The following is a 19,768-nucleotide window of genomic DNA, read 5'->3' as shown; positions in this document are numbered from 1 at the left end:
GATGAAACGGCTAGGGTTATTTGGTGCGATATTGTTATCAGTGATCATTGCATTTTACATGCAGCCGGTGTTGTTTCCTCCTAAACTTGAAGTAAAAAAAAGCTCAGAGCAAATCACTCAAAATCAAATGACTACGTGGAAATACCAGAAGTTGGAAACATCTGGCTTTTCCACGTATGTTGGTCAATCAGTTGATGAATTAGAGCAACGTTTTGGTGATCCCTATGAACGCTTGACGAGTGGGTTTGGTTTTGAAACAAGATATTACCATGATCAAATCAATCACTTATCCTTTGAAGCGAATATCACAAAAGATAAAGTTTCCACGATTAAAGTATTAAATACGGACAACTCAACGATTGCTCCTTTTTACTTAGGGATGACAATGCAAGATCTAACAGAGATCACCACGATCTATACGAATTTTAATTTTCAATACAATGGAACAGATGTCGGGATCGAATTGATGGAAGAAGATATGAATTATCGACCGTTGATTGCGTTTGATAATGATACGTTTGCTATTTTATTCTTCGACCAAAGTAGTAATGGACTGTTTTCGATCGTTTATTTGGATAAAGCTAGTTTGTTGAAACTTCATCCCTATCAAGTATTTGGTTCAGACTTACCGCAATATAAAATAGACGATCAAGTAGATTGGGCTGAAATCAATCAAGCAAAAGAAGGTCATAGTGTTCGATTGTTGAATCAGTTAAGGCAATTGGATCGCTTACCACTTTATAAGCAGACGACCGGTTTTTCTACTCAAACGAAATTGCTTTTAAGTGATTATCTTAATAGACCAGAAGATATTTTGACGAAAGAACGATTAGCAGAATGGCAACAAATAGCGGGTAGTACAAACGCAACTGCTAAGTTTTCATTGACTACTGATGAAATTGATTCGTTAGTCGCAAAAAGAAAGCTTCCCCATTCGACCGGTGTCTTTACACATCCAGTGATTGATCCAACGTTTACATTTTTATTTTTGTATAGTGATCCGTACTATCACGACCGCTTTTTAGTTAACACTTCCGATCTATTAGGAATTGCTTTTTCAAAAGAAAATATGTTAGTCTTAATGCAAGAAGAAGTTAAGGAGAGTACCGATAGCAGTGATAATCAATGAGGAATTATTTGCCTTAGAAGATCAATGTCAGAGCTTATCCGATTGTATCAAAAAAAGCGAGACGATGAAAAAATATTTAAAAGCTAAAAAAGTGATGGAACAATCAGCGGATGTCAATTTATTGATTAATGATTTCTCAATAAAAAAAGAACAGTTTGAAAAAGTTGTTCCTTATCAAAAATATGCACCAGAATTTCGAGAGAAGCAAAGAGCTGTTCGGTTAGCCAAACGCCAACTTGATTTGCATGAAAAAGTAGCGGATTTTCGTTGTATGGAAACACAATTGCAAGATCTATTGGATAAAATTAGCCAACAGTTAGCAGAAACGGTATCGTTGACGATTAAAATTGATGCGGGAAATCCTTTTTTTGAACAAAAGGGGCGTAGTGGATGTGGAGGTAACTGTCATGAATGATGAAAAAAATGAATTTCAACTAACGAAACGACGTGGGTTGATTGTCTGGGTATACAGTTTGAAACAATTAAAAAATTTGAAGAAATTTGGATTGCTTCATTACGTTTCGCGTAAAATGAAATATGTCGTATTGTATTTGAATGAAGACACTTTTGAGCAAACTGCAGAACGAATCAACAAACTTCATTTTGTTCGCAAAGTTGAACGCTCTTATCGTCCAGACGTCGAAATGAACTTTGCTGATAAGATTGGTACGAAGCAACCAGTCAAAGAAGAAGGTTTTGAGATTGAGGAGATCAATACTAAGATTCGTTTAGCAGACCATGTCTTTTAAACCTGTTTTGTGTAAATCATTCATCTCTTAAATAAAAAAGATAAAAATAACTTGAGAAAGCATGAAATTAATGGCGATCCAAGTTTTTTTATCTTTTTTTTGGTATACTAGTAACAGCACGATTTTTAAAAGGAGTGAGTCAATGCGAGTCATATCAGGAACATATGGTGGACGACGCTTAAAGAGTTTAGCAGGGGCTAATACACGTCCCACCACAGATAAAGTGAAAGAATCGATCTTCAATATGATCGGTCCTTACTTCGACGGAGAAACAGTCTTAGACCTATTTTCTGGTAGTGGCGGGTTAGCTATCGAAGCAGTTTCTCGTGGCTGTGGGCATGCCTTTTGTGTAGACAAAAATTACCAAGCGCTAAAAATAATCCAAGAAAACATTAAAGTAACGAAAGAGCCAGAAAAATTCACCACATTAAAACTTGATGCGGACAAAGCCATCGAAAAGCTGGCAAATGATCAGCAAAAATTTGATTATTTATTTCTTGACCCACCATATGCCAAACAAAAAATTCTTGACCAAATAATCAAAATGACGGAGCTGGACCTTTTTAATGATTCGGCAGTTATTGTATGTGAAACTGATAAAACAGTGGAATTACCAGAAAAGATTGCTGATTTTACGCAAATCAGAAAACAAACGTATGGTATTTCAACTGTGACTATCTACAGAAAAGAGGAAGACCTATGAAAAAAGCCTTGTTTCCAGGCAGCTTTGATCCGTTCACGAATGGGCATTTAGATATGGTCGAACGAGCAGCAAAAATGTTTGATGAGGTCATCATTGGGGTATTTGTGAATACGTCAAAAAAACATCTATTTACCGTTGATGAAAAAGTTACATTGATTACTCAAGCTGTTCGTCATCTTCCGAATGTTAAAGTGTACCATCAGGAAAATCAATTAACAGTCGAGATTGCGAATGAATTAGCTGTTCAAACCATCATTCGTGGTATCCGTAGCGTAAAGGATTTTGAATATGAACGGGATATTGCTCAAATGAATCATCATTTAAATCAAGAAATCGAGACGGTCTTTTTATTGGCTAAACAAGAATATAGTCACGTTAGTTCTAGTTTATTAAAAGAAGTCTTACACTTTGGGGGAGATGTCAGTGACTATCTTCCAACAGTAATCAACGAAGCGTTAGCTGGAAAGCGTGAAAATGATGGACTTTAAAAGATGGTTAAAGACGATTCTTGTCATTTTTTTAGGGATATTTATTATTGGGTTCGTGGTAATTCCACTTCCTTTTTATGTGGAAGCACCAGGAGCAACCATCAATTTGAAAGAGCTGATTACCGTCAATGGGAAAAAGGACAAAGATTCAGGTTCCTTTTCATTAACTTCAGTGGGCATCCGTCGAGCAACTGGTTTTACAGCAGTCAAAGCCAAGCTAGCACCGTTTGAAGATTTGATTAGCGCTGAGGAGTTGACTGGCGGGGCGACTAGCGAAGAATACAATCAAATCCAACAATATTATATGGAGTCTTCCCAAAATGCAGCGATTGAGCAAGCGCTAAAATTGGCAGGGCGCTCTTACCAGATGGAATTTAAAGGTGTTTATGTCATGAGTGTCGAGAAGAATTCCAATTTCTATGGAAAATTAGCAGTTGGTGATACAGTCACAAAAGTTGATGGACAAACCTTTAAAAGTGCAGAAGCATTTATGAAGTATGTCAAAAGTAAAAAAGTCGGCGATACGGTCACGATCACCTATCTCCGAGATGGCAAAGAAAACGAAACTTCAGGTAAATTGATCGAACTGCCAACGGATAATAAAGCAGGGATTGGGATTACTTTAACCGATCATACGAGTATCAAGTCGGATACAGATGTAATGATTAATTCAGGATCAATCGGAGGGCCGTCTGCTGGTTTGATGTTTACCCTGGAAATTTATGAACAATTGACCGGTAAAAATCTTCGTCAAGGGAAAGAAATTGCTGGTACTGGAACGATCAATAGCGACGGTGAAGTTGGGCGAATTGGTGGTATTGATAAAAAAGTGGCTAGTGCAGACAAAGCTGGCGTTGAAATATTCTTTGCACCGGATGATCCAATCTCAGATGAAATCAAGAAGAAACATCCAGAAATCAAAACCAATTACGAAGAAGCCAAAGCTGCTGCGAAAGAATTGAACTCTTCAATGAAAATTGTACCAGTGAAAACCGTACAAGATGCCCTTGATTATTTAGAAAAGATGAACTAAAGATTCATTAGAAATCGTTTTGTTTCAACAACATTTTTTTATCGTTGTTCATGAAACGGTTTTTGAACGAATAAATAGACAGACAAAATTTCCTTTAAGATTGATGTTTTCAATGACTCAGCCTTAACGGAAAGCATGTCTGTCTCTTTTTTATAGAGAAACTAAAATGAATAGAAACTAGCCATGAGGGGATCTATGTGTATGAGGTAAGCTTTTTATATTCGTTGGATCAGTAAAGGTAAAGTTATTTTTAATTGCGTCAGTTGATAAAGAGTTTAAACTTATTATGGAAAAATTTTCGGTGAAATGAAAAAATAGGAAATAAAGTGAAGATGTATGTTATAATCGAAGGACAGAAAAATGAATACAGTAAGATGATCAGATCGTTCTAAGTCAGTGTTTTTTTACTGATTCCCTAGTAAAACTACGTTGGCACACAGCTTTTGATTTTTACATTTATCCGATTCATTGGGTATTCTGAAAATAGAGGAAAGAGCTGGAGAATTTTATTCTTGAAATCTATTAAAACCAACTACCACTTTTATTTTGTGATCAAGTCCTGTTTGTTTTTCTAAATTTACTTGGAGAGGATTAATGATGAGAAAAAAAGCGATTGTAATTATAATGATTCAAATGGTGATTTATGTTAGCTCAATCATAGGTGCGTTTATGAATAGAGGAGTTATTACAAATTGGCCTTCTTTACTTTTGTTATTCGGAATATGTATCGGTAATTTTGTGCCAATCGAGTATCGGACTAGTTTCAATTCTACTGATCCTGGGATTATTCTAAAAAATCATACAAGACGGTTAGAAAACATCATTTACATGATCATCACATGTCTCGTAATCGTACTAGTTATCTATCTGGATATGGTATAACGACTAGTTTAGACAATGGAATATTTTGTCCGTAAAAAAATATCTTATAAAATCTATGTAAACTAGCTCACGATTATTCATGAGGAAAAGCGAGTCTTTGACTTATTTAGGATAGTTGAACACTGGGAAAGTTGATATAATCGAGGCGTTGCGTTTTAGTATAGTGAGAATAATTGTACATAGCCGCTAGAGAGACAGTGGCAAAGATATCGGATTTAGGATTACTTAGGTAAGTCGGGTACATGCTCAAAAAAATCAAGGAAGAGCTTCGCTAAGAGTGTGAACTTGAAACTATTTTTAAAAAACGAATAGAAAAATAGATAAACATCAAAGTCAGTAAAAGTGATTTTGATGGTTTTTGCTAGGTAATGAAAAGAGAAATATAGACCCTAGGTCAACGCCTATTCCTGAAATGTTTAAAGGTATGAAAGATTCATTCTTCATAAAATAATTGTCCCAAAAGTAGGTTTATTTTCATGTAGAAAAATGGTTTGACGTATTTAATCATGAAGAGAAAAAACTTCTTCATAATTTAATGAAAGGAAGCCAATCGGAAAATAGTCACAATGAGCGAAGAATGGAAGAACAAACGAAAGCGTTTCTATACTACCAACTTTTCTTCACCAAAATTTGTGATCGGAGGGATCTTTGGCATCATAGGGGTCATCATCCTTGGTGGAATGATGGTTCATTTTTTCAGTCAATCAAGTAAAAAGGATCAACTATTTTTGACAAACCAATCGATTGAAGCTCCGGAAAAGAACAGTTCTGAAACGAAACCAATTGATGAAACGGTGAGTACATCGACTAGGTCAGTGATTTATGTCGATGTGAAAGGAGCGGTGAAACAACCTGGAATGTACGCTTTTGTGGCAGAAGATCGGGTCTTTGATGTTATTCAAAAAGCAGGTGGGCTGACGGAATCAGCTGACGAGAAACAGATCAACTTTGCAGCAAAAATAACGGATCAACAAATGCTGTACGTTCCTGAAGTAGGAGAAGAAATTCCAGAAAGCTCAAATGCTAGTCTAGCGACGCTAGATTCAGTGGACACAAACCCAGATCGAGTGCATCTTAATACTGCTGATCTTTCGCAATTGCAACAAATACCGGGGATCGGTGAAAAAAAAGCCCGAGAAATTATTCAGTATAGACAAGATAATGGATCGTTCAAAAGTATTGACGAGCTTCAAGAAATAGACGGAATTGGTCAGAAGACAGTTGAAAAAATCAAAAACTTCGTTACAATTACTATAGAATAAACGATAGAGGTGGCTAATATGAGCAATGAACGGATTCCTTGGGACCAATATTTTATGGCTCAAGCAGTATTATTATCATTGAGAAGTACTTGTACACGATTAGAAGTCGGCGCAACTTTAGTAAGAGAAAAACGGATCATTGCTGGAGGCTACAATGGCGCTGTTAGCGGGGATGTTCATTGCATTGATGAAGGCTGTTATATCGTCGATGGTCATTGCTTGCGAACGATCCATGCGGAAATGAATGCTTTATTACAATGTGCAAAACTAGGCATACCTACGGAGGGCGCAGAGATTTACGTGACTCATTTCCCTTGTTTAGCTTGTACAAAAGCCTTATTACAAGCAGGAATCAAAAAAATCAACTATTTACATGATTATCGAAATGATCCGTATGCACAATCATTGATCGAACAATTAGGTGCAACTGTTCATCAAGTATCATTGGATTCTACTCACTTTTCTAAACTCCAAAAAGAATTATCAGGAGAACATGTTTAGTAGATTTTGTGATCAAGCACAGAATCGATTCATTTTTCCAGCGATTTCTTCGATTTTTATTTGTTTGTTTTATTATACAGACAGATGGCATTATCGTTTGATTTTCGCTGGATTTTTTTGTTTTTTTACGGAAAGAAAATAAACAAATTATTGGTTTAAGTCTCATTTGTAGTACGCTGGTTTTATTTTCTTGCTGGCTTAAAGAAACAAAACCAATCGATGATCAAAGGACGTTGGAACGTATCATGGTCGCCTCAGACACAGTGAAAATGAATGGAGATTTAGTGACTTTTATTGGGCACACAACGGACAAGCAAAAGATTTCTTGCAGCTATTATGCCAAATCTGAACAAGAAAGAAATTCTTTTCTTGTTCTTAGACATGAAGCGATTGAATTAATTGTAGTCGGGGATTACCAAGAAACTTCCAAACAAAGGAATCCTTATGGGTTTGATCAAAAAAAGTATGACCAAATACATCGGATCAAAGGACGATTTCAGATACGCCAGATCAAAGAACATTTGAATCGTAATGCTTGGCAGAATATGCTGAGCAGAACACGAGGAAGGTCTATTACGTTTATTCAAGAACACTTTAGTCACAAGGTGAGTGTCTATATGAATGCTTTGATCTTTGGCTATAAAGATAGTCAGTTTTTAGCATCAGAAGACACATATAAAGAAACTGGCTTACTTCATTTATTCAGTTTGTCAGGCATGCACATCCAAACTTACTTAGGTTGGCTCTATTATCTGTTTCGCAGAGGAGGGATGACATTAACTGCTAGTTATCTCCCACTAGTTGGGGGGACTTTGGGGTATTTTAGCTTATCTGGGGGCTCTGTGTCAGTGAAAAGAGCGGGGCTGTCATTCTTATTGAAATTAGGGCTAAAACTCCTCAATGTCAAATTTTCTTCTTTCGATCATTATTCGATTATTTTATGGATACTTTTGCTGATCGAGCCGCTTTGTCTTTTCCAAGTAGAGGGCCAGCTAAGTTTAGGAATGAGCTTCTTCTTTCTTTTGTTGTCTCGCCCAACCACTAAGTTTCAAAAGTTCACTACTATCGTGTTATTTAGTATCGGCATCATGCCACTGACAGCTTGGCATTTTTATGAGTGGCCACTATTAGGGAGTATGTTGACTCTTCTTTTTGCTCCTGTTTTTAAGAAAGTATTTCTTCCTTGTTTGACGTTTTTATTTGTTTTTGGCAGGGTATTACCTCCAAGTGTTAGCGAGTTGCTTGATTCTTATTTAGTCCATTTCGAGAGATTACTAGATTCGTTGAGATTTGCCAATCTAGTGATTGGGCGACCGAATGGCTGGTTGTTAATATTTAGTTTAGGCTTTCTTTTATGGCTTATAGAGAAAAAACAACATAAACCTTGTCAATGCGTGACCGCTGCACTCCTTGTGCCCATTATTCTCATTTTTGGTCGTTTTCTTCAATTCGGAAGTAGTATCACTTTCAACGACGTAGGGCAAGGAGACAGTATTCTTTTTAAAGCGCCGTTTTTAAAAGAAATCGTTATGATTGATACTGGTGGAAAATTGAGTTTTCAAAAAGAAGCTTGGCAAGAGCGAAGGGTTAGACCACCTGCAGAGTTCAATCTTGTCCCATTTTTAAAAGGAAATGGCATCCGACACATCAATAAACTGATATTAACGCATGACGATATCGATCATGTGGGAGAAATCACGACATTAGCAAAACATTTCAAGATCGATACGATTTATATTGGTTGGGGAGCTGGCAAAAGCACCTGGCTCCATACGCAGTTGCAGAAATTGGAAAAAGCAGGAACTACTATTTGTGAAGTCAGGCAGGGTGATTGGATCAAAGGTTATTTTGATTTTTTTGTGTTGTCTCCGATTACCCAGGGGAAGGGGGAGAATGAAGATTCAATTGGCTTGTCAGTGACTCATCAATCCTGTCGTTTTCTCTTTTTAGGTGATTTAGATCAGCATGCAGAAGAAAAGATCGGAAACGCTTATCCAGATTTAAAAGCGGATGTGATCAAATTAGGACATCATGGCAGCCGCACATCTAGTCATCCACAGTTCATTTCGCAATTAGAAGCAACCTATGGTGTTTTATCCTGTGGCGTGAATAATTTATTTGGTCATCCTCATGAAGACGTACTAGCGACGTTAAAGCAGAATAAAGTCACTCCTTTGCGTACCGACCGTCAAGGCGCAATTACTTTTAAATGGCATCCCTTTTGGTATCCAAACGGAAAGATCCACACAATGATAGACTAGCAATTCCCAGCTACTCATGGTAGGATAAATTTGAAAGTGGTGAACGAAATGAGTATTCAAACAGATTTACAAAAAATCCGTAAAGAAAAGCTTGCGCCTTGTTATTTGATTCTAGGTACTGAAAAATATTTACAGGATCAGGTAAGAGCAGAAATCCAGAAAAAAATTCAAATCGATAGTCAAGATGACTTGAATTTCTTAAGTTTTGATATGGGGAATGCTAGTATTGATGAGGTGGTTGCTGAGGCAGAGACTTTGCCATTTTTTGGTGATCAACGCCTAGTATTTGTAGAAAATCCCTACTTTTTAACAGCTGAAAAAGTGAATAATGGAATTGAACAAAATACGGATCTACTGATTGATTATTTAAAAGAACCTTTAGAATCAACAGTTTTAGTGTTTTTTGCTCCCTATGAGAAATTAGATGAGCGGAAAAAAATAACGAAACAATTAAAAAAAACTGCTGTGACCATCAATGTTCAGCAATTGAATGAAAAAGAAGTACGTCAGTATTTATTGAATACACTGGAAAATGCACCGATTCAAATGGACCGTAAAGCGATTGATCTGTTTTTAAGGTTAACGGATCTCGATCTATCAAAAATGATGAGGGAATTGAATAAATTACTGTTGTATGGGCAACAACAAGAACTGATCACTGTTAAAGAAGTGGAACAGTTAGTCCCTAAAACCTTGGAACATAATCTTTTTGATATGACACAATATATTCTTTCCGGGAAAACAGAACAAGCGCTGCGGTTGTTTGAAGACTTAATTACCCAAGGAGAAGAAACCATTAAGATCAATGCCATCTTGCTTTCACAAATACGTTTGTTTTTACAGACCAAGTTTTTGATGAAAATCGGTTATCAGCAGGCTAATATTGCTGAGACTTTAAAGATACATCCTTACCGTGTAAAATTGGCGATGCAAGAGGTACGTAAATTTGATGAAAAGATCCTAAGGCGTTTATTTGACGATCTGGTTGAAATGGATTACCAAATCAAAAGTGGTAAAATCGAAAAAGAATTAAGCTTTCAATTATTTGTCTTACGAACAGGTCAGCTTTTGAAGAGTTAAAAAGAAGAGAAAAACAATCGAAATAAATCCAAAAAGAACGCTTGAAACGATGATGTTTTGAGCGTTTTTTAGACATCAATTGTTTTAGAGTAGGAAGTGCTGAGTCAGCCGCAGCTGGTTTACTAATAAAAAGAATGGAAAGAAACCCAACAGAAGGGTGATCGAATAGACTGTTTGAGACAAAATAAAAAAACCGGCCGTAGCCGATTTCCTTATTTAGCGATTTTTTTGCTTAAACGAGATTTGTCGCGGTTAGCTTTGTTTTTATGAATTAGACCTTTTGTTTCAGCCATATCAATAGCTTTAACAGCTTCTTTATATAACGCATCTACGTTTTCAGCACCTGAAGCTACAGCATCTTCAAATTTTTTGATTGCAGTACGCATAGCGCTTGTTTGAGATGAATTTTTAACGTTCGCATTTTCGCTTGTACGAACACGTTTGATTGCAGATTCAATGTTTGGCATTAGTTTCACCTCCGATAAATTAAGTTCTTACGCGTGTTACCGCATAATTCAACATTCATTATTATACCTAAATGAAGTAATCTTTGCAATATGAACATGACAAGTTTTTTTCCTTAACACTAAAAGAAACTTAATTCTAGGCTCTACTAGCATTGAAAGAGAAGGAAAATGGGCAAATAAAAAACGCTATTGTGGGAGACAATAGCGTTCAACCAAAGCAGATAAATTTATCTTTTTAAACAAAATTTGAATGGGACTGTTTGGTACTCGAACATTATATAACAAAGCGAACCGTTTGCAAAGCTTTTTTTGAAAAGGGATACGTTCCTTGTAGACTAAGCAATCATAACGATACCATTCTTTAGTTATTTTATAACCGTTAACCGTTGGTGTGTCTAAATTTATTCCGGAGTCCCAATAATTTTAATGTATTCATCAATATTTTTGATCATCATTTTTTTGATGACTAATTGATTGCGGCGGTTCCATTTTCCACTGACTTCTAATACATATTTATTTAAAGGGAGCCGAAGAATATATTTTGCCAAGTAACGATCTTTCAACAGACCGTTAATGACACGATCTTCCAGTTGAAGATTTAAGCCAGTCAACATCATAGGTTGTTCTTGTAAGACATACGTATCAATTAAAAGACCTTCAAAGGTTTCCATGAGCGTTTTCCTTTCTATATATAAAGCATAATAGCGAATGATTAAAAATATAAATGATGCTATCTTGTGTTCTAGTATAACAAAAAATGAAAGGAGGAGCCAAAAAGAAATGAGGATTATTTAATAATATTTTAGGAAACATAAAAGGGGGTAAGTGGTGTAGGGGTAAGAGGAAGAGGTAGGAACATTAAAAACATACTTGATGAAACTCACGCAACTTTTATCAAGTAGATTCCATAAGTAAAGATAAATGAAAAAACAATAAACCCGATAGATAAAGTTTGTTTACTCCATCTATCGGGTTTACTTTTTTCACGATCAATTAAAGTAGGTATTGAACACATTTTGGATCAGATCTGGAAATAAAAGATAAGCTAGTCCTAAAATCAATACGATCGCTAATAAAAACCAACCAACCGTGCCGATAAAGTATTTTAATTTTTCTAACATGTGATCACCTCGGAATAAGTATATCACGAACGATTCGATTCAGAGGACTCAAAACACTTTATCTGTGATCGATTTTTTCATTTACTTAAAGAAAATAATTGCAAGAGACAATAGGTAATACCAGAAGCAATGACTGGACCAGCCGCGATCCCTTTTAAGAAAACGACTCCGAGAATTGTTCCAAAAACCAATGCAACAGTAATCTGCGGGTCTGAAGCAATCAAACCGACTCCTTTGGAAGAAAGTACGGCTACTAGACCACCACAAAACACAGCAATCCAACCGATGGGTGATTTAAAGGCATCCAGTAAATCTTTTAAACCAATCTCGCCAGTAGCGATTGGAACTAAAATAGCAGCTGTGATGATGGTGACTCCTAGATTAATTCCTTTGCCTTGAAGCCAAGTAAGAAACACTTTCGATGTCGGTATCAATTTGACTAGTAATATAAAACCTGTAGCGATGATCAAGCTTTGATTTTTAGCAAGCAGGGCAACAAGCATGATCAATCCAAGAAAAATCCAACTTTCCATAAAAAAAGAACCTCACTTTCCTGCCATCAATCATATCATTTTTTCAACGGTTACAAAAGTGAGGTTCATCAGAGTGGAAAAACTAGATAGAGTGGTGATTTGGCTGTAAGGGACAGCCAGTGCAACGTGATTTTTTGGAAGTATCTTCAGGTAAGGGTTTCAATAAACGTAACCCATTTAAGATAACCAAGATCGTGCTTCCTTCATGACCAATCACGCCAAGAGGTAAATTTAAAAATTGCAGAAAGTTAGAAAGGATCAGTAAACAAATCACTGTAAGAGAAAAAATAATATTTTGCTTAATGATTTTCTTCATTCTTAGTGAAAGACGGTGGGCATAACTTAATTTTTGCAAGTCATTTTTTACCAAGACGATATCAGCGATTTCCATAGCGACATCCGTTCCTTGTCCCATGGCAACTCCTAGTGAAGCAGTTGCAAGAGCTGGGGCATCATTGACACCATCACCAACCATTGCTGTGACAGTATACTTTTCTTTTTGCTGTTGTGCATAGTGTGTTTTATCCGATGGTGTGCAGTTAGCCAGTAAGTGTTGAACACCAATTTTCTCTGCAATAGCTGCAGCAGTCCCTTGGTTATCTCCAGTGATCATGCTGGTATCAATTTGCTGGTTATTGAAATAGTCAATGACTTGTTGGGCATTTTCTTTCGGCACATCTAATAAGCCGATGAGTGCTATCAATTGATTGTCTTTGGTTAAAACAATCACTGTCTTTCCCTGTTGTTCGAGTAAATGAATTTTATCAAGAAGTTCTTTTTCAGCTATCGACGTTTTTTCTGGTTCCCATTTACCTACAATCCACTGAGCTTCTTGGTAAACTGTTCGTAAACCAAACCCCGTGATTTCTTCGATTGGTAATTTTTGGATGTCTTTTGGTATAGCAATGTCAAAATGTGTTACGATTGCTTGAGCTAAGGGGTGCGTTGTTTTTTGTTCCATTGAAACTAAGATTTGTTGCGCCAGATTCTGATCTTTTACAAAATAGCTATCAGTTACTATCGGTTTACCTTTCGTTAAAGTTCCGGTTTTATCAAAGGCAATTGCTTTTAAATCAGCTAATTGTTCTAAATGGAGTCCACCTTTGATCAGCACACCGTTGCGGGCAGCGTTAGAAAGGGCTGCTAGTGTTGCAGGTGTCGCAGAGGCAACCAACGCACAAGGAGAGGCGACAACCAGTAAAACCATTCCCCGATAAAAACTTTCTTGAAAACTCCAGCCAAAAATGAAATATGAAACAAGAATCATTAATGGAACAACGACTAACACACCTTTAACGTAGGTATTTTCAATACGAGAGATAAAAGAAGCGGTCTTTGTAGGGGTGCTTTGTGCTTTTTCAACCAGCTGGATGATTTTAGCAAAAACGGTCTCATCACTTTTTTTAGTCACCTGTAGGATCAAAGGATTCCCTCGATTGATCGTTCCTGCAAATAACTCATCATGAGGGACTTTTTCAACTGGTACAGATTCACCACTCAATGTTGCTTCATCAACCGTTGCTTGTTGACTTTCTAAATAGCCGTCAATTGGGATCGTTCCACCTTTTGGGACAAATACCCGATCATTGATCTTAAGATCAGTTACAGCTATTTCTTCTAATTCTTCGTTTGCAGTTAAACGTTGTGCTTTTCGTGGCTGTAGATTCATTAAAGCGGTAATTTCTTGCTGACTTTTACTGGTCGTATATTCTTCGAGAGCGCCACTTAAACAGAAAATAAACGTAAGCATCGCACCTTCTAAAAAATCACCGATCAAACAAGCGCCAATTGCTGCCAAGGCCATCAATAAGTCAACATTCAATGTGTTTTCCTGCCAGAGTTCGGTCAACCCTTCACGAGTCTGCTTGAAACCACCGAATGAGATGGCTCCTAAATAAAAGATGATACTTAGAAAAGGCACAAAAGATTGAGTAGCCAAACCTAAGATTATAAGTAATAAACAACCGATTGTCGGGATAAATGTCTGTATTAAACGAGTCATATTTGTTTCCTCCTTTACAAAATTAATATACCACACCAAAATTCTAATTGATAATAAAAATCGCTAAATGAGAACGATAATAGTTATCATTTAGAATAACGCGTTTTTGGAAAGGGGATAATTAGAATAAATATAAAAAAACACCGTAATCATACGGTGCTTTGACTTCGTTTTATTCAGTTACATTGCGATAAACCAGTAACCAATCAAAATGATTCCTAAAATAATCCGATACCAACCAAAAATTGTAAAGTCGTTTTTCTTCAAATAACTTAACAAGAATTTGATGGCTAAAACGGAGACAATAAATGATACGAGGGTTCCAACGAGTAAAATAATTGTTTCTTCCATTTTAAAGGAGTTTCCTTCAGCTAGATACTTCACGATTTTTAAACCACTGGCACCAAACATCACTGGGATACCAAGGAAAAATGAAAATTCTGTTGCTACAAATCGAGAAGCACCAATCAAAATGGCTCCGAGGATCGTAGCTCCTGAACGAGAAGTTCCAGGAACTAACGCTAATACTTGGAATAATCCAACCAGTAACGCCGCTTGATAAGTAAAATCGTTTAAGGTTGTCCAACGTGGTGTTTTTGTCTTGTTTCTTTTTTCCACAACAATGAATGCAATCCCATAAACGATTAAGACGATCGCAACTGGTAGAAATTTATGAAAATGTTCTTCTAACCAATCATCTAAAGGTAATCCAATAATAATTGCTGGAATACAAGCGACTACGACTTTGAACCATAATGTCCAAGTATCTTTTTTCTCAATAGTGGTTTTGCTTGGAGAAAAGGGATTTAATTTATGAAAATATAAAACGACGACTGCTAAAATAGCACCTAATTGAATAACGACGTTGAACATCGACATAAACTGTGTGCTAGCGTCTAGCTTGATGAACTGATCTGCTAGGATCAAGTGACCAGTGCTACTGATCGGCAACCACTCGGTAATCCCTTCGATAATTCCTAAGATAGCTGCTTTGATGATATTTGCAAAAAACATACGGACCTTCCTTCCCAAATAAAATACAGTATTAAGTATACCGTTCTTTCTAATGAAAACCAAATGCTTTCTTGATGTTAAGAAAAACTTGAGAAATAGCAAGAGGGCATAAGAAAGCGAGTACTCAAGTGAGTACTCGCAAACCAGTGTTTGATAACAGAACGATTATAAGAAAGAATCCCGCGAGTGTTTTTTTCCCTGCTCTATATAACTAATATCGTTGATTCCTTCAATTGAAAAATTGCCTTTTTCATACGTCACTTTTGTCACGCTGCCATTTAATAAGCCTGCTCGAACAGGTTGATGTACGTCAATTAGGCTGAGTAAAAAGCCAATCGTCAATCCATGAGAAACGACTAGGACGTTGCCACCACCATTTTTTTCGCAATGATGCGCAATGTCTTCAAATCCTGACCATACACGATTTTTTAAAGTATCGTAGGTCTCAGCCCAGCCAGCAGTATCCAAGTTATAAATAGCATTAGCAATTTGTTCAAAAGTTACGTCCGTCGTGAACATCTCATCATAAGTTTTGAAGTTTAATACTCGGGGGATAACTCCCCACATTTCCATGTCATAGCCACCTTCTAAGGAGCCAAAACACCATTCACGAATCCTTTGATCGATAAAGTAAGTGATATCTTTTCCTTTGGCATGTTCACTGAGGATGATACGTGCCGTTTCAATAGCACGACCACTATCGCTAGAATAAGCAAAAGAAAAATCAACGTCTTTCAATCCTTTTCCAAGATAGTGGATTCCTTCTTGGCCTTGTTTGGTAAGTGGTGTGTCACACCAACCTTGGACACGTTCAATCGTATTGAACATCGTTTTTCCGTGTCTGACGATGTAAAGAGTGGTTTTAGTCATATTTACAGCCTCCAATCGATTTGTTAGTTAAGCATTAAAGAAAGGGTTGGTTCTTTTTTCATGTTCAATGGTCGTAGCATCTCCATGCCCAGGATAAACGGCAAATTCATCTGGCAACACAAACAACTGGGTTTGAATACTGTGTAGCAGCTTTTCCAGATTCCCAGTATATAGATCGGTTCGACCGATACTGCCTTTAAATAGTGCATCACCTGATACGACAAAATCATCAAAGATAAAGCTGACACTTCCAATCGAATGACCAGGTGTAGGGACGACCCGAAATGTCATATTCCCTAGACGATAGGGTTTCATTTCAAATTCATATTCAGCAGGTGAAACAATGATATTCGCAATGTCATCATGTCTTCCCAAACCAGAAAGATTCAATATCGGATCGCCTAACCAACTTTGTTCTAATGGACTAACATATACAGGGATCTGATAAAACTGACGAAGTTCTTCGACGGCTCCGATATGGTCATAGTGGGTATGTGTTAGTAAAATCGCTACGGGTTGTTGTTGCGTTTTTTCGATTTGCGTTTTGATTTTTGCTGCATCTTCACCAGGATCAATAATCAGTAAAGCTTCATCGTTATAAACCAAATAACAATTTTCTTCGATCATCCCAGTTTTGATTTGTTCAATATGCATAAAGAGTTCCTCCTGATCGCTTACTTAATTCTAGTATAACTCAATTGATAAGATGAAACAAAAGACCCTACTTGAGGAATGGTCCACGGTGAATCTAAATCGAATTGAATGAATAATAAATGAATTAATTGAATTAATTGAATATAGTAGAGCTGAGTCATGTTTTTTTGTAGCCGAGTTTTCTTGCTTCCTAAATGAACCACTTATTTCAATGACAAGGTGTAAAATAAAAGTATTGAGAGATTTTAAACAAGAGAACAGAAAATTCTCACTTCTTTTTAATAAGTTGGTGTTAGAGTGAGCTCATCCAAAAATCCTAATTCTATATCCTATTCGAGCTTGCGACAGTGATGTCCAACTCTGAAAAACAAAGGGAAGCATCCGAAAATGCAAAAAGCTATTTTCGGATGTTTTACTTTACTTTCAAGTGAACGATGATGAATGTAAAGGGAGAGAGATATCTGAATAATGTAAACAAATCTATAGCTTTGTGATCCTACTTGTGAAAGGAAGAAGTGACTAAATAGCTGTAATACTTTCATCTGTTTAGGCGTATAAATCGGCAAATTGATAAGCTTGATTTTAGTATTTTGCGATTCTTTTCTTTTTCAGGTAAGCTTATAGTCAAAGGAGTGGGAGTGGTGAAGCAATCAAAAATATCGGTACGTAACCTTGTTGAATTTATCTTAAGGCGTGGCAGTATCGACAATCGTAAAAAAAGTAACCATACCGCACTGGAAGGTGCCAAGATCCATCGGAAGCTTCAAAAAGATGCTGGAGAAGACTATGAAAAAGAAGTCTTTTTAAAGACGACTGTCCACTTCGAGGAATACCAGCTAATCATAGAAGGGCGAGCAGATGGCGTGTTCCAAAAAGAAGGCATCTATTATATTGATGAAATAAAAACTTCGGAACCGAGGTATGAAGACTTAGAAAAAGAACAAATTGAATTATTTTTCCATCAAGCAAGAACCTATGCTTATATTTATTGTCATGAACATGATTTAAAAGAAATTAATTTGCAACTAACTTATTATCAAACTACTGAAGGAATCATTACCCGAAAAGTTGAGCATCAAACCATCGAACAATTAAATGAGTTTTTTAAAAAACTTACAGATGACTATAAGGAATGGCTGATTTTTCAAGAGAATTGGCGTACCGTTCGAAATGCTTCTTTGATGGCTTTGAAATTCCCCTATGACAACTACCGTAAAGGTCAAAGAGAGTTAGCAGTCGCTGCCTATAAAACGATTCGTACAAAACAAAAATTATTCGTCGAAGCACCGACAGGAACTGGGAAAACAGTTTCTACACTGTTCCCCGCTTTGAAAGCAATAGGGGAAGAAGAGGGAGAACGCATTTTTTATTTAACGGCTAAAACAATTACGAGACAAGTCGCTGAAGATGCTTTGGAGGCGTTAAAAGATGTGGGTGCTGAGACCAAAAGTGTAACTTTGACAGCCAAAGATAAGATTTGTTTTTTAGACGAAACAACATGTAATCCAGATCAATGTCCATATGCCAACGGTTATTACAACCGGATCAATGAAGGATTATGGGATTTATTGAATCATGAAAATCAAATCACCAGAGAAGTTATTGAAACCTATGCGAAGAAACATACGTTATGTCCTTTTGAGTTGTCGCTAGATGTGAGTTTATGGTGTGATGTGATTATCGGGGATTATAATTATTTGTTTGATCCGACTGTTTATTTACGACGTTTTTTTGAAGGCGAAAAAAATGAGGATCATCTTTTTCTGATTGATGAAGCCCATAATTTGGTCAGTCGTTCCCGAGAGATGTACTCCGCAAAACTTTCATATCGAAGCGCTAGAAACGTCTATGCACTCATTCCAAAAGAATTTAAAAAGCTAAGACGACGTTTTAATAAATTACTCAAAGCGTTCGATCAGATCCAGGAAATTTCAAATGAAGATGGGTGGACCTACCACCATCAAAAAGCACCCGCGGACACATTGGTTAATGCTGGTTATCAATTGAGTGAGCACATCCAAGAGTGGTTGGCAGAGTATCCTGAACATGCCATTCAAGAGACGTTACTCCCCTTTTATTTTGACTTACTTCACTTTTTGAAAATCAGTGAATTTTACGATGATCATTATGAAACAACTGTAGAGAAAACTTATCAAGATTTCGTCATCAAAGCATTTTGCATCGATCCTAGTGATTTTTTAGAACAATCGTTAGCTAAGGGGAGAAGTAGTATCTTATTTTCCGCTAGTTTTTCGCCATTGTCTTATTACCAAGAAACGCTAGGAGGAAAAGAGAGCTTAGCTTATCGCTTGCCAAGTCCTTTTCCAGAAGAAAACCAAAAAGTGCTGATCACAAATTATTTAGAAACAACCTATCGTAAACGAGAAGAGAACATGCCTCGATTGATTGAAACGATCCAACATTTTACAAAAGAAAAGATCGGAAATTACTTGATATTTTTCCCCTCTTACCAATATTTGGATCAGGCAGTGACAGCCTTTCAAGAAAAACATCCAGATGTTAAGGTGCTGATTCAAGATACCATGATGAGTGAAATTGAGAGAGAAACATTTTTGAAGCAGTTTCAAATTGATCCAGACGAAACCTTACTAGCTTTTTGTGTGTTAGGCGGAATCTTTTCAGAAGGGATCGATTTAAAAGGAACCCGATTAATTGGCAGTATGATCGTTGGCGTTGGATTACCACAAATGAACCATGAGCAGGAGTTGATCAAAGAATATTATGACGAAAAAGATCAGCTGGGATTTGCTTATGCGTACCAATTACCTGGTATGAATAAAGTCTTACAAGCAGCGGGGCGTGTCATTAGAGATGCCAGTGATCAGGGAATCGTTTTGTTAGCAGATCAGCGTTTTAATCGGTTGGATTATCGCCAATTGTTTCCAAGACATTGGCAGTCAGCGACCACTGTCAGAAACCTATCTGAACTCACAACAGAAATCACCGATTTTTGGCACAAAAGTAAATAATTGGAGATGTGAAATTACTCTAGCGCTAG

Annotated in this window: 20 protein-coding genes; 12 read left to right on the top strand and 8 right to left on the bottom strand. The window is 36.7% G+C overall.

Annotation, left to right across the window (positions count from 1 at the left end; genetic code table 11):
* Window position 1 precedes the first annotated feature (1 nt).
* From EHR_RS11825 to holA, 11 genes are all read left to right on the top strand, one after another.
* On the top strand, window positions 2–1,129 hold the full coding sequence (locus EHR_RS11825) for a CAP-associated domain-containing protein (protein ID WP_010737455.1): 1,128 nt from the start codon (window positions 2–4) through the stop codon (window positions 1,127–1,129).
* Complete coding sequence (locus EHR_RS11820) at window positions 1,116–1,544, top strand: YlbF/YmcA family competence regulator (RefSeq protein ID WP_010737456.1); 429 nt, start codon at window positions 1,116–1,118, stop codon at window positions 1,542–1,544. The genes EHR_RS11825 and EHR_RS11820 overlap by 14 nt, the downstream gene beginning before the upstream one ends.
* On the top strand, window positions 1,537–1,878 hold the full coding sequence (locus EHR_RS11815; protein ID WP_010719349.1) for a YlbG family protein: 342 nt from the start codon (window positions 1,537–1,539) through the stop codon (window positions 1,876–1,878). Before EHR_RS11820 ends, EHR_RS11815 begins: the two co-directional genes overlap by 8 nt.
* A gap of 142 nt (window positions 1,879–2,020) precedes the next feature.
* Complete coding sequence (gene rsmD, locus EHR_RS11810) at window positions 2,021–2,581, top strand: 16S rRNA (guanine(966)-N(2))-methyltransferase RsmD (RefSeq protein ID WP_010719348.1); 561 nt, start codon at window positions 2,021–2,023, stop codon at window positions 2,579–2,581.
* Window positions 2,578–3,069 (top strand): pantetheine-phosphate adenylyltransferase, encoded by a 492-nt coding sequence (coaD, locus tag EHR_RS11805; RefSeq protein WP_010737457.1) that lies wholly within the window; start codon window positions 2,578–2,580, stop codon window positions 3,067–3,069. Before rsmD ends, coaD begins: the two co-directional genes overlap by 4 nt.
* Window positions 3,059–4,102, top strand: coding sequence for a SepM family pheromone-processing serine protease (locus EHR_RS11800; RefSeq protein WP_025480486.1), 1,044 nt, complete (start codon window positions 3,059–3,061; stop codon window positions 4,100–4,102). Before coaD ends, EHR_RS11800 begins: the two co-directional genes overlap by 11 nt.
* Window positions 4,103–4,696: 594 nt before the next feature.
* On the top strand, window positions 4,697–4,984 hold the full coding sequence (locus tag EHR_RS11795) for a hypothetical protein (protein ID WP_010737459.1): 288 nt from the start codon (window positions 4,697–4,699) through the stop codon (window positions 4,982–4,984).
* A gap of 566 nt (window positions 4,985–5,550) precedes the next feature.
* Window positions 5,551–6,246, top strand: coding sequence for a helix-hairpin-helix domain-containing protein (locus EHR_RS11790; RefSeq protein WP_010737460.1), 696 nt, complete (start codon window positions 5,551–5,553; stop codon window positions 6,244–6,246).
* An 18-nt stretch (window positions 6,247–6,264) separates the two neighbouring features.
* Entirely contained in the window at window positions 6,265–6,747 is a 483-nt protein-coding gene (locus EHR_RS11785) for a ComE operon protein 2 (RefSeq protein WP_010719343.1), read from the top strand.
* Window positions 6,748–6,980: 233 nt separating this feature from the next.
* Window positions 6,981–9,008 (top strand): DNA internalization-related competence protein ComEC/Rec2, encoded by a 2,028-nt coding sequence (locus EHR_RS11780; RefSeq protein WP_223603472.1) that lies wholly within the window; start codon window positions 6,981–6,983, stop codon window positions 9,006–9,008.
* Window positions 9,009–9,044: 36 nt separating this feature from the next.
* Window positions 9,045–10,088: a DNA polymerase III subunit delta gene (gene holA / locus EHR_RS11775; RefSeq protein WP_010737462.1), complete on the top strand. Its 1,044-nt coding sequence runs from the start codon at window positions 9,045–9,047 to the stop codon at window positions 10,086–10,088.
* 212 nt (window positions 10,089–10,300) lie between these two features.
* Here holA and rpsT read toward each other — a convergent pair whose 3' ends face one another.
* The 8 genes from rpsT to EHR_RS11740 all read right to left on the bottom strand — a co-directional run bounded on the left by rpsT (window position 10,301) and on the right by EHR_RS11740 (window position 16,749).
* On the bottom strand, window positions 10,301–10,555 hold the full coding sequence (gene rpsT, locus EHR_RS11770) for a 30S ribosomal protein S20 (protein WP_010719340.1): 255 nt from the start codon (window positions 10,553–10,555) through the stop codon (window positions 10,301–10,303).
* A gap of 401 nt (window positions 10,556–10,956) precedes the next feature.
* The gene (locus EHR_RS11765) at window positions 10,957–11,226 is read right to left on the bottom strand and encodes a hypothetical protein (RefSeq protein ID WP_005878685.1); all 270 of its coding nucleotides are present in this window, start codon (window positions 11,224–11,226) and stop codon (window positions 10,957–10,959) included.
* 318 nt (window positions 11,227–11,544) lie between these two features.
* Window positions 11,545–11,676 (bottom strand): hypothetical protein, encoded by a 132-nt coding sequence (locus EHR_RS14645; RefSeq protein ID WP_010719339.1) that lies wholly within the window; start codon window positions 11,674–11,676, stop codon window positions 11,545–11,547.
* A 77-nt stretch (window positions 11,677–11,753) separates the two neighbouring features.
* On the bottom strand, window positions 11,754–12,209 hold the full coding sequence (locus EHR_RS11760; RefSeq protein WP_010719338.1) for a DUF441 domain-containing protein: 456 nt from the start codon (window positions 12,207–12,209) through the stop codon (window positions 11,754–11,756).
* Between the two features lie 82 nt (window positions 12,210–12,291).
* Complete coding sequence (locus tag EHR_RS11755; RefSeq protein ID WP_010737463.1) at window positions 12,292–14,211, bottom strand: heavy metal translocating P-type ATPase; 1,920 nt, start codon at window positions 14,209–14,211, stop codon at window positions 12,292–12,294.
* Between the two features lie 180 nt (window positions 14,212–14,391).
* Window positions 14,392–15,225: an undecaprenyl-diphosphate phosphatase gene (locus tag EHR_RS11750; RefSeq protein WP_010737464.1), complete on the bottom strand. Its 834-nt coding sequence runs from the start codon at window positions 15,223–15,225 to the stop codon at window positions 14,392–14,394.
* Window positions 15,226–15,390: 165 nt separating this feature from the next.
* On the bottom strand, window positions 15,391–16,095 hold the full coding sequence (locus EHR_RS11745; RefSeq protein ID WP_010737465.1) for a histidine phosphatase family protein: 705 nt from the start codon (window positions 16,093–16,095) through the stop codon (window positions 15,391–15,393).
* Between the two features lie 27 nt (window positions 16,096–16,122).
* Window positions 16,123–16,749, bottom strand: a complete 627-nt coding sequence (locus EHR_RS11740; protein WP_010737466.1) for an MBL fold metallo-hydrolase — start codon at window positions 16,747–16,749, stop codon at window positions 16,123–16,125.
* A gap of 638 nt (window positions 16,750–17,387) precedes the next feature.
* Between EHR_RS11740 and EHR_RS11735 the strand changes: the two genes are divergently transcribed.
* Complete coding sequence (locus EHR_RS11735) at window positions 17,388–19,739, top strand: ATP-dependent DNA helicase (protein WP_010737467.1); 2,352 nt, start codon at window positions 17,388–17,390, stop codon at window positions 19,737–19,739.
* The last annotated feature ends 29 nt before the right edge of the window (window positions 19,740–19,768 follow it).

This window comes from Enterococcus hirae ATCC 9790 (genome assembly GCF_000271405.2).
GTDB classification, from domain to species: domain Bacteria; phylum Bacillota; class Bacilli; order Lactobacillales; family Enterococcaceae; genus Enterococcus_B; species Enterococcus_B hirae.
This window is presented reverse-complemented; position numbering and strand designations above follow the sequence as displayed.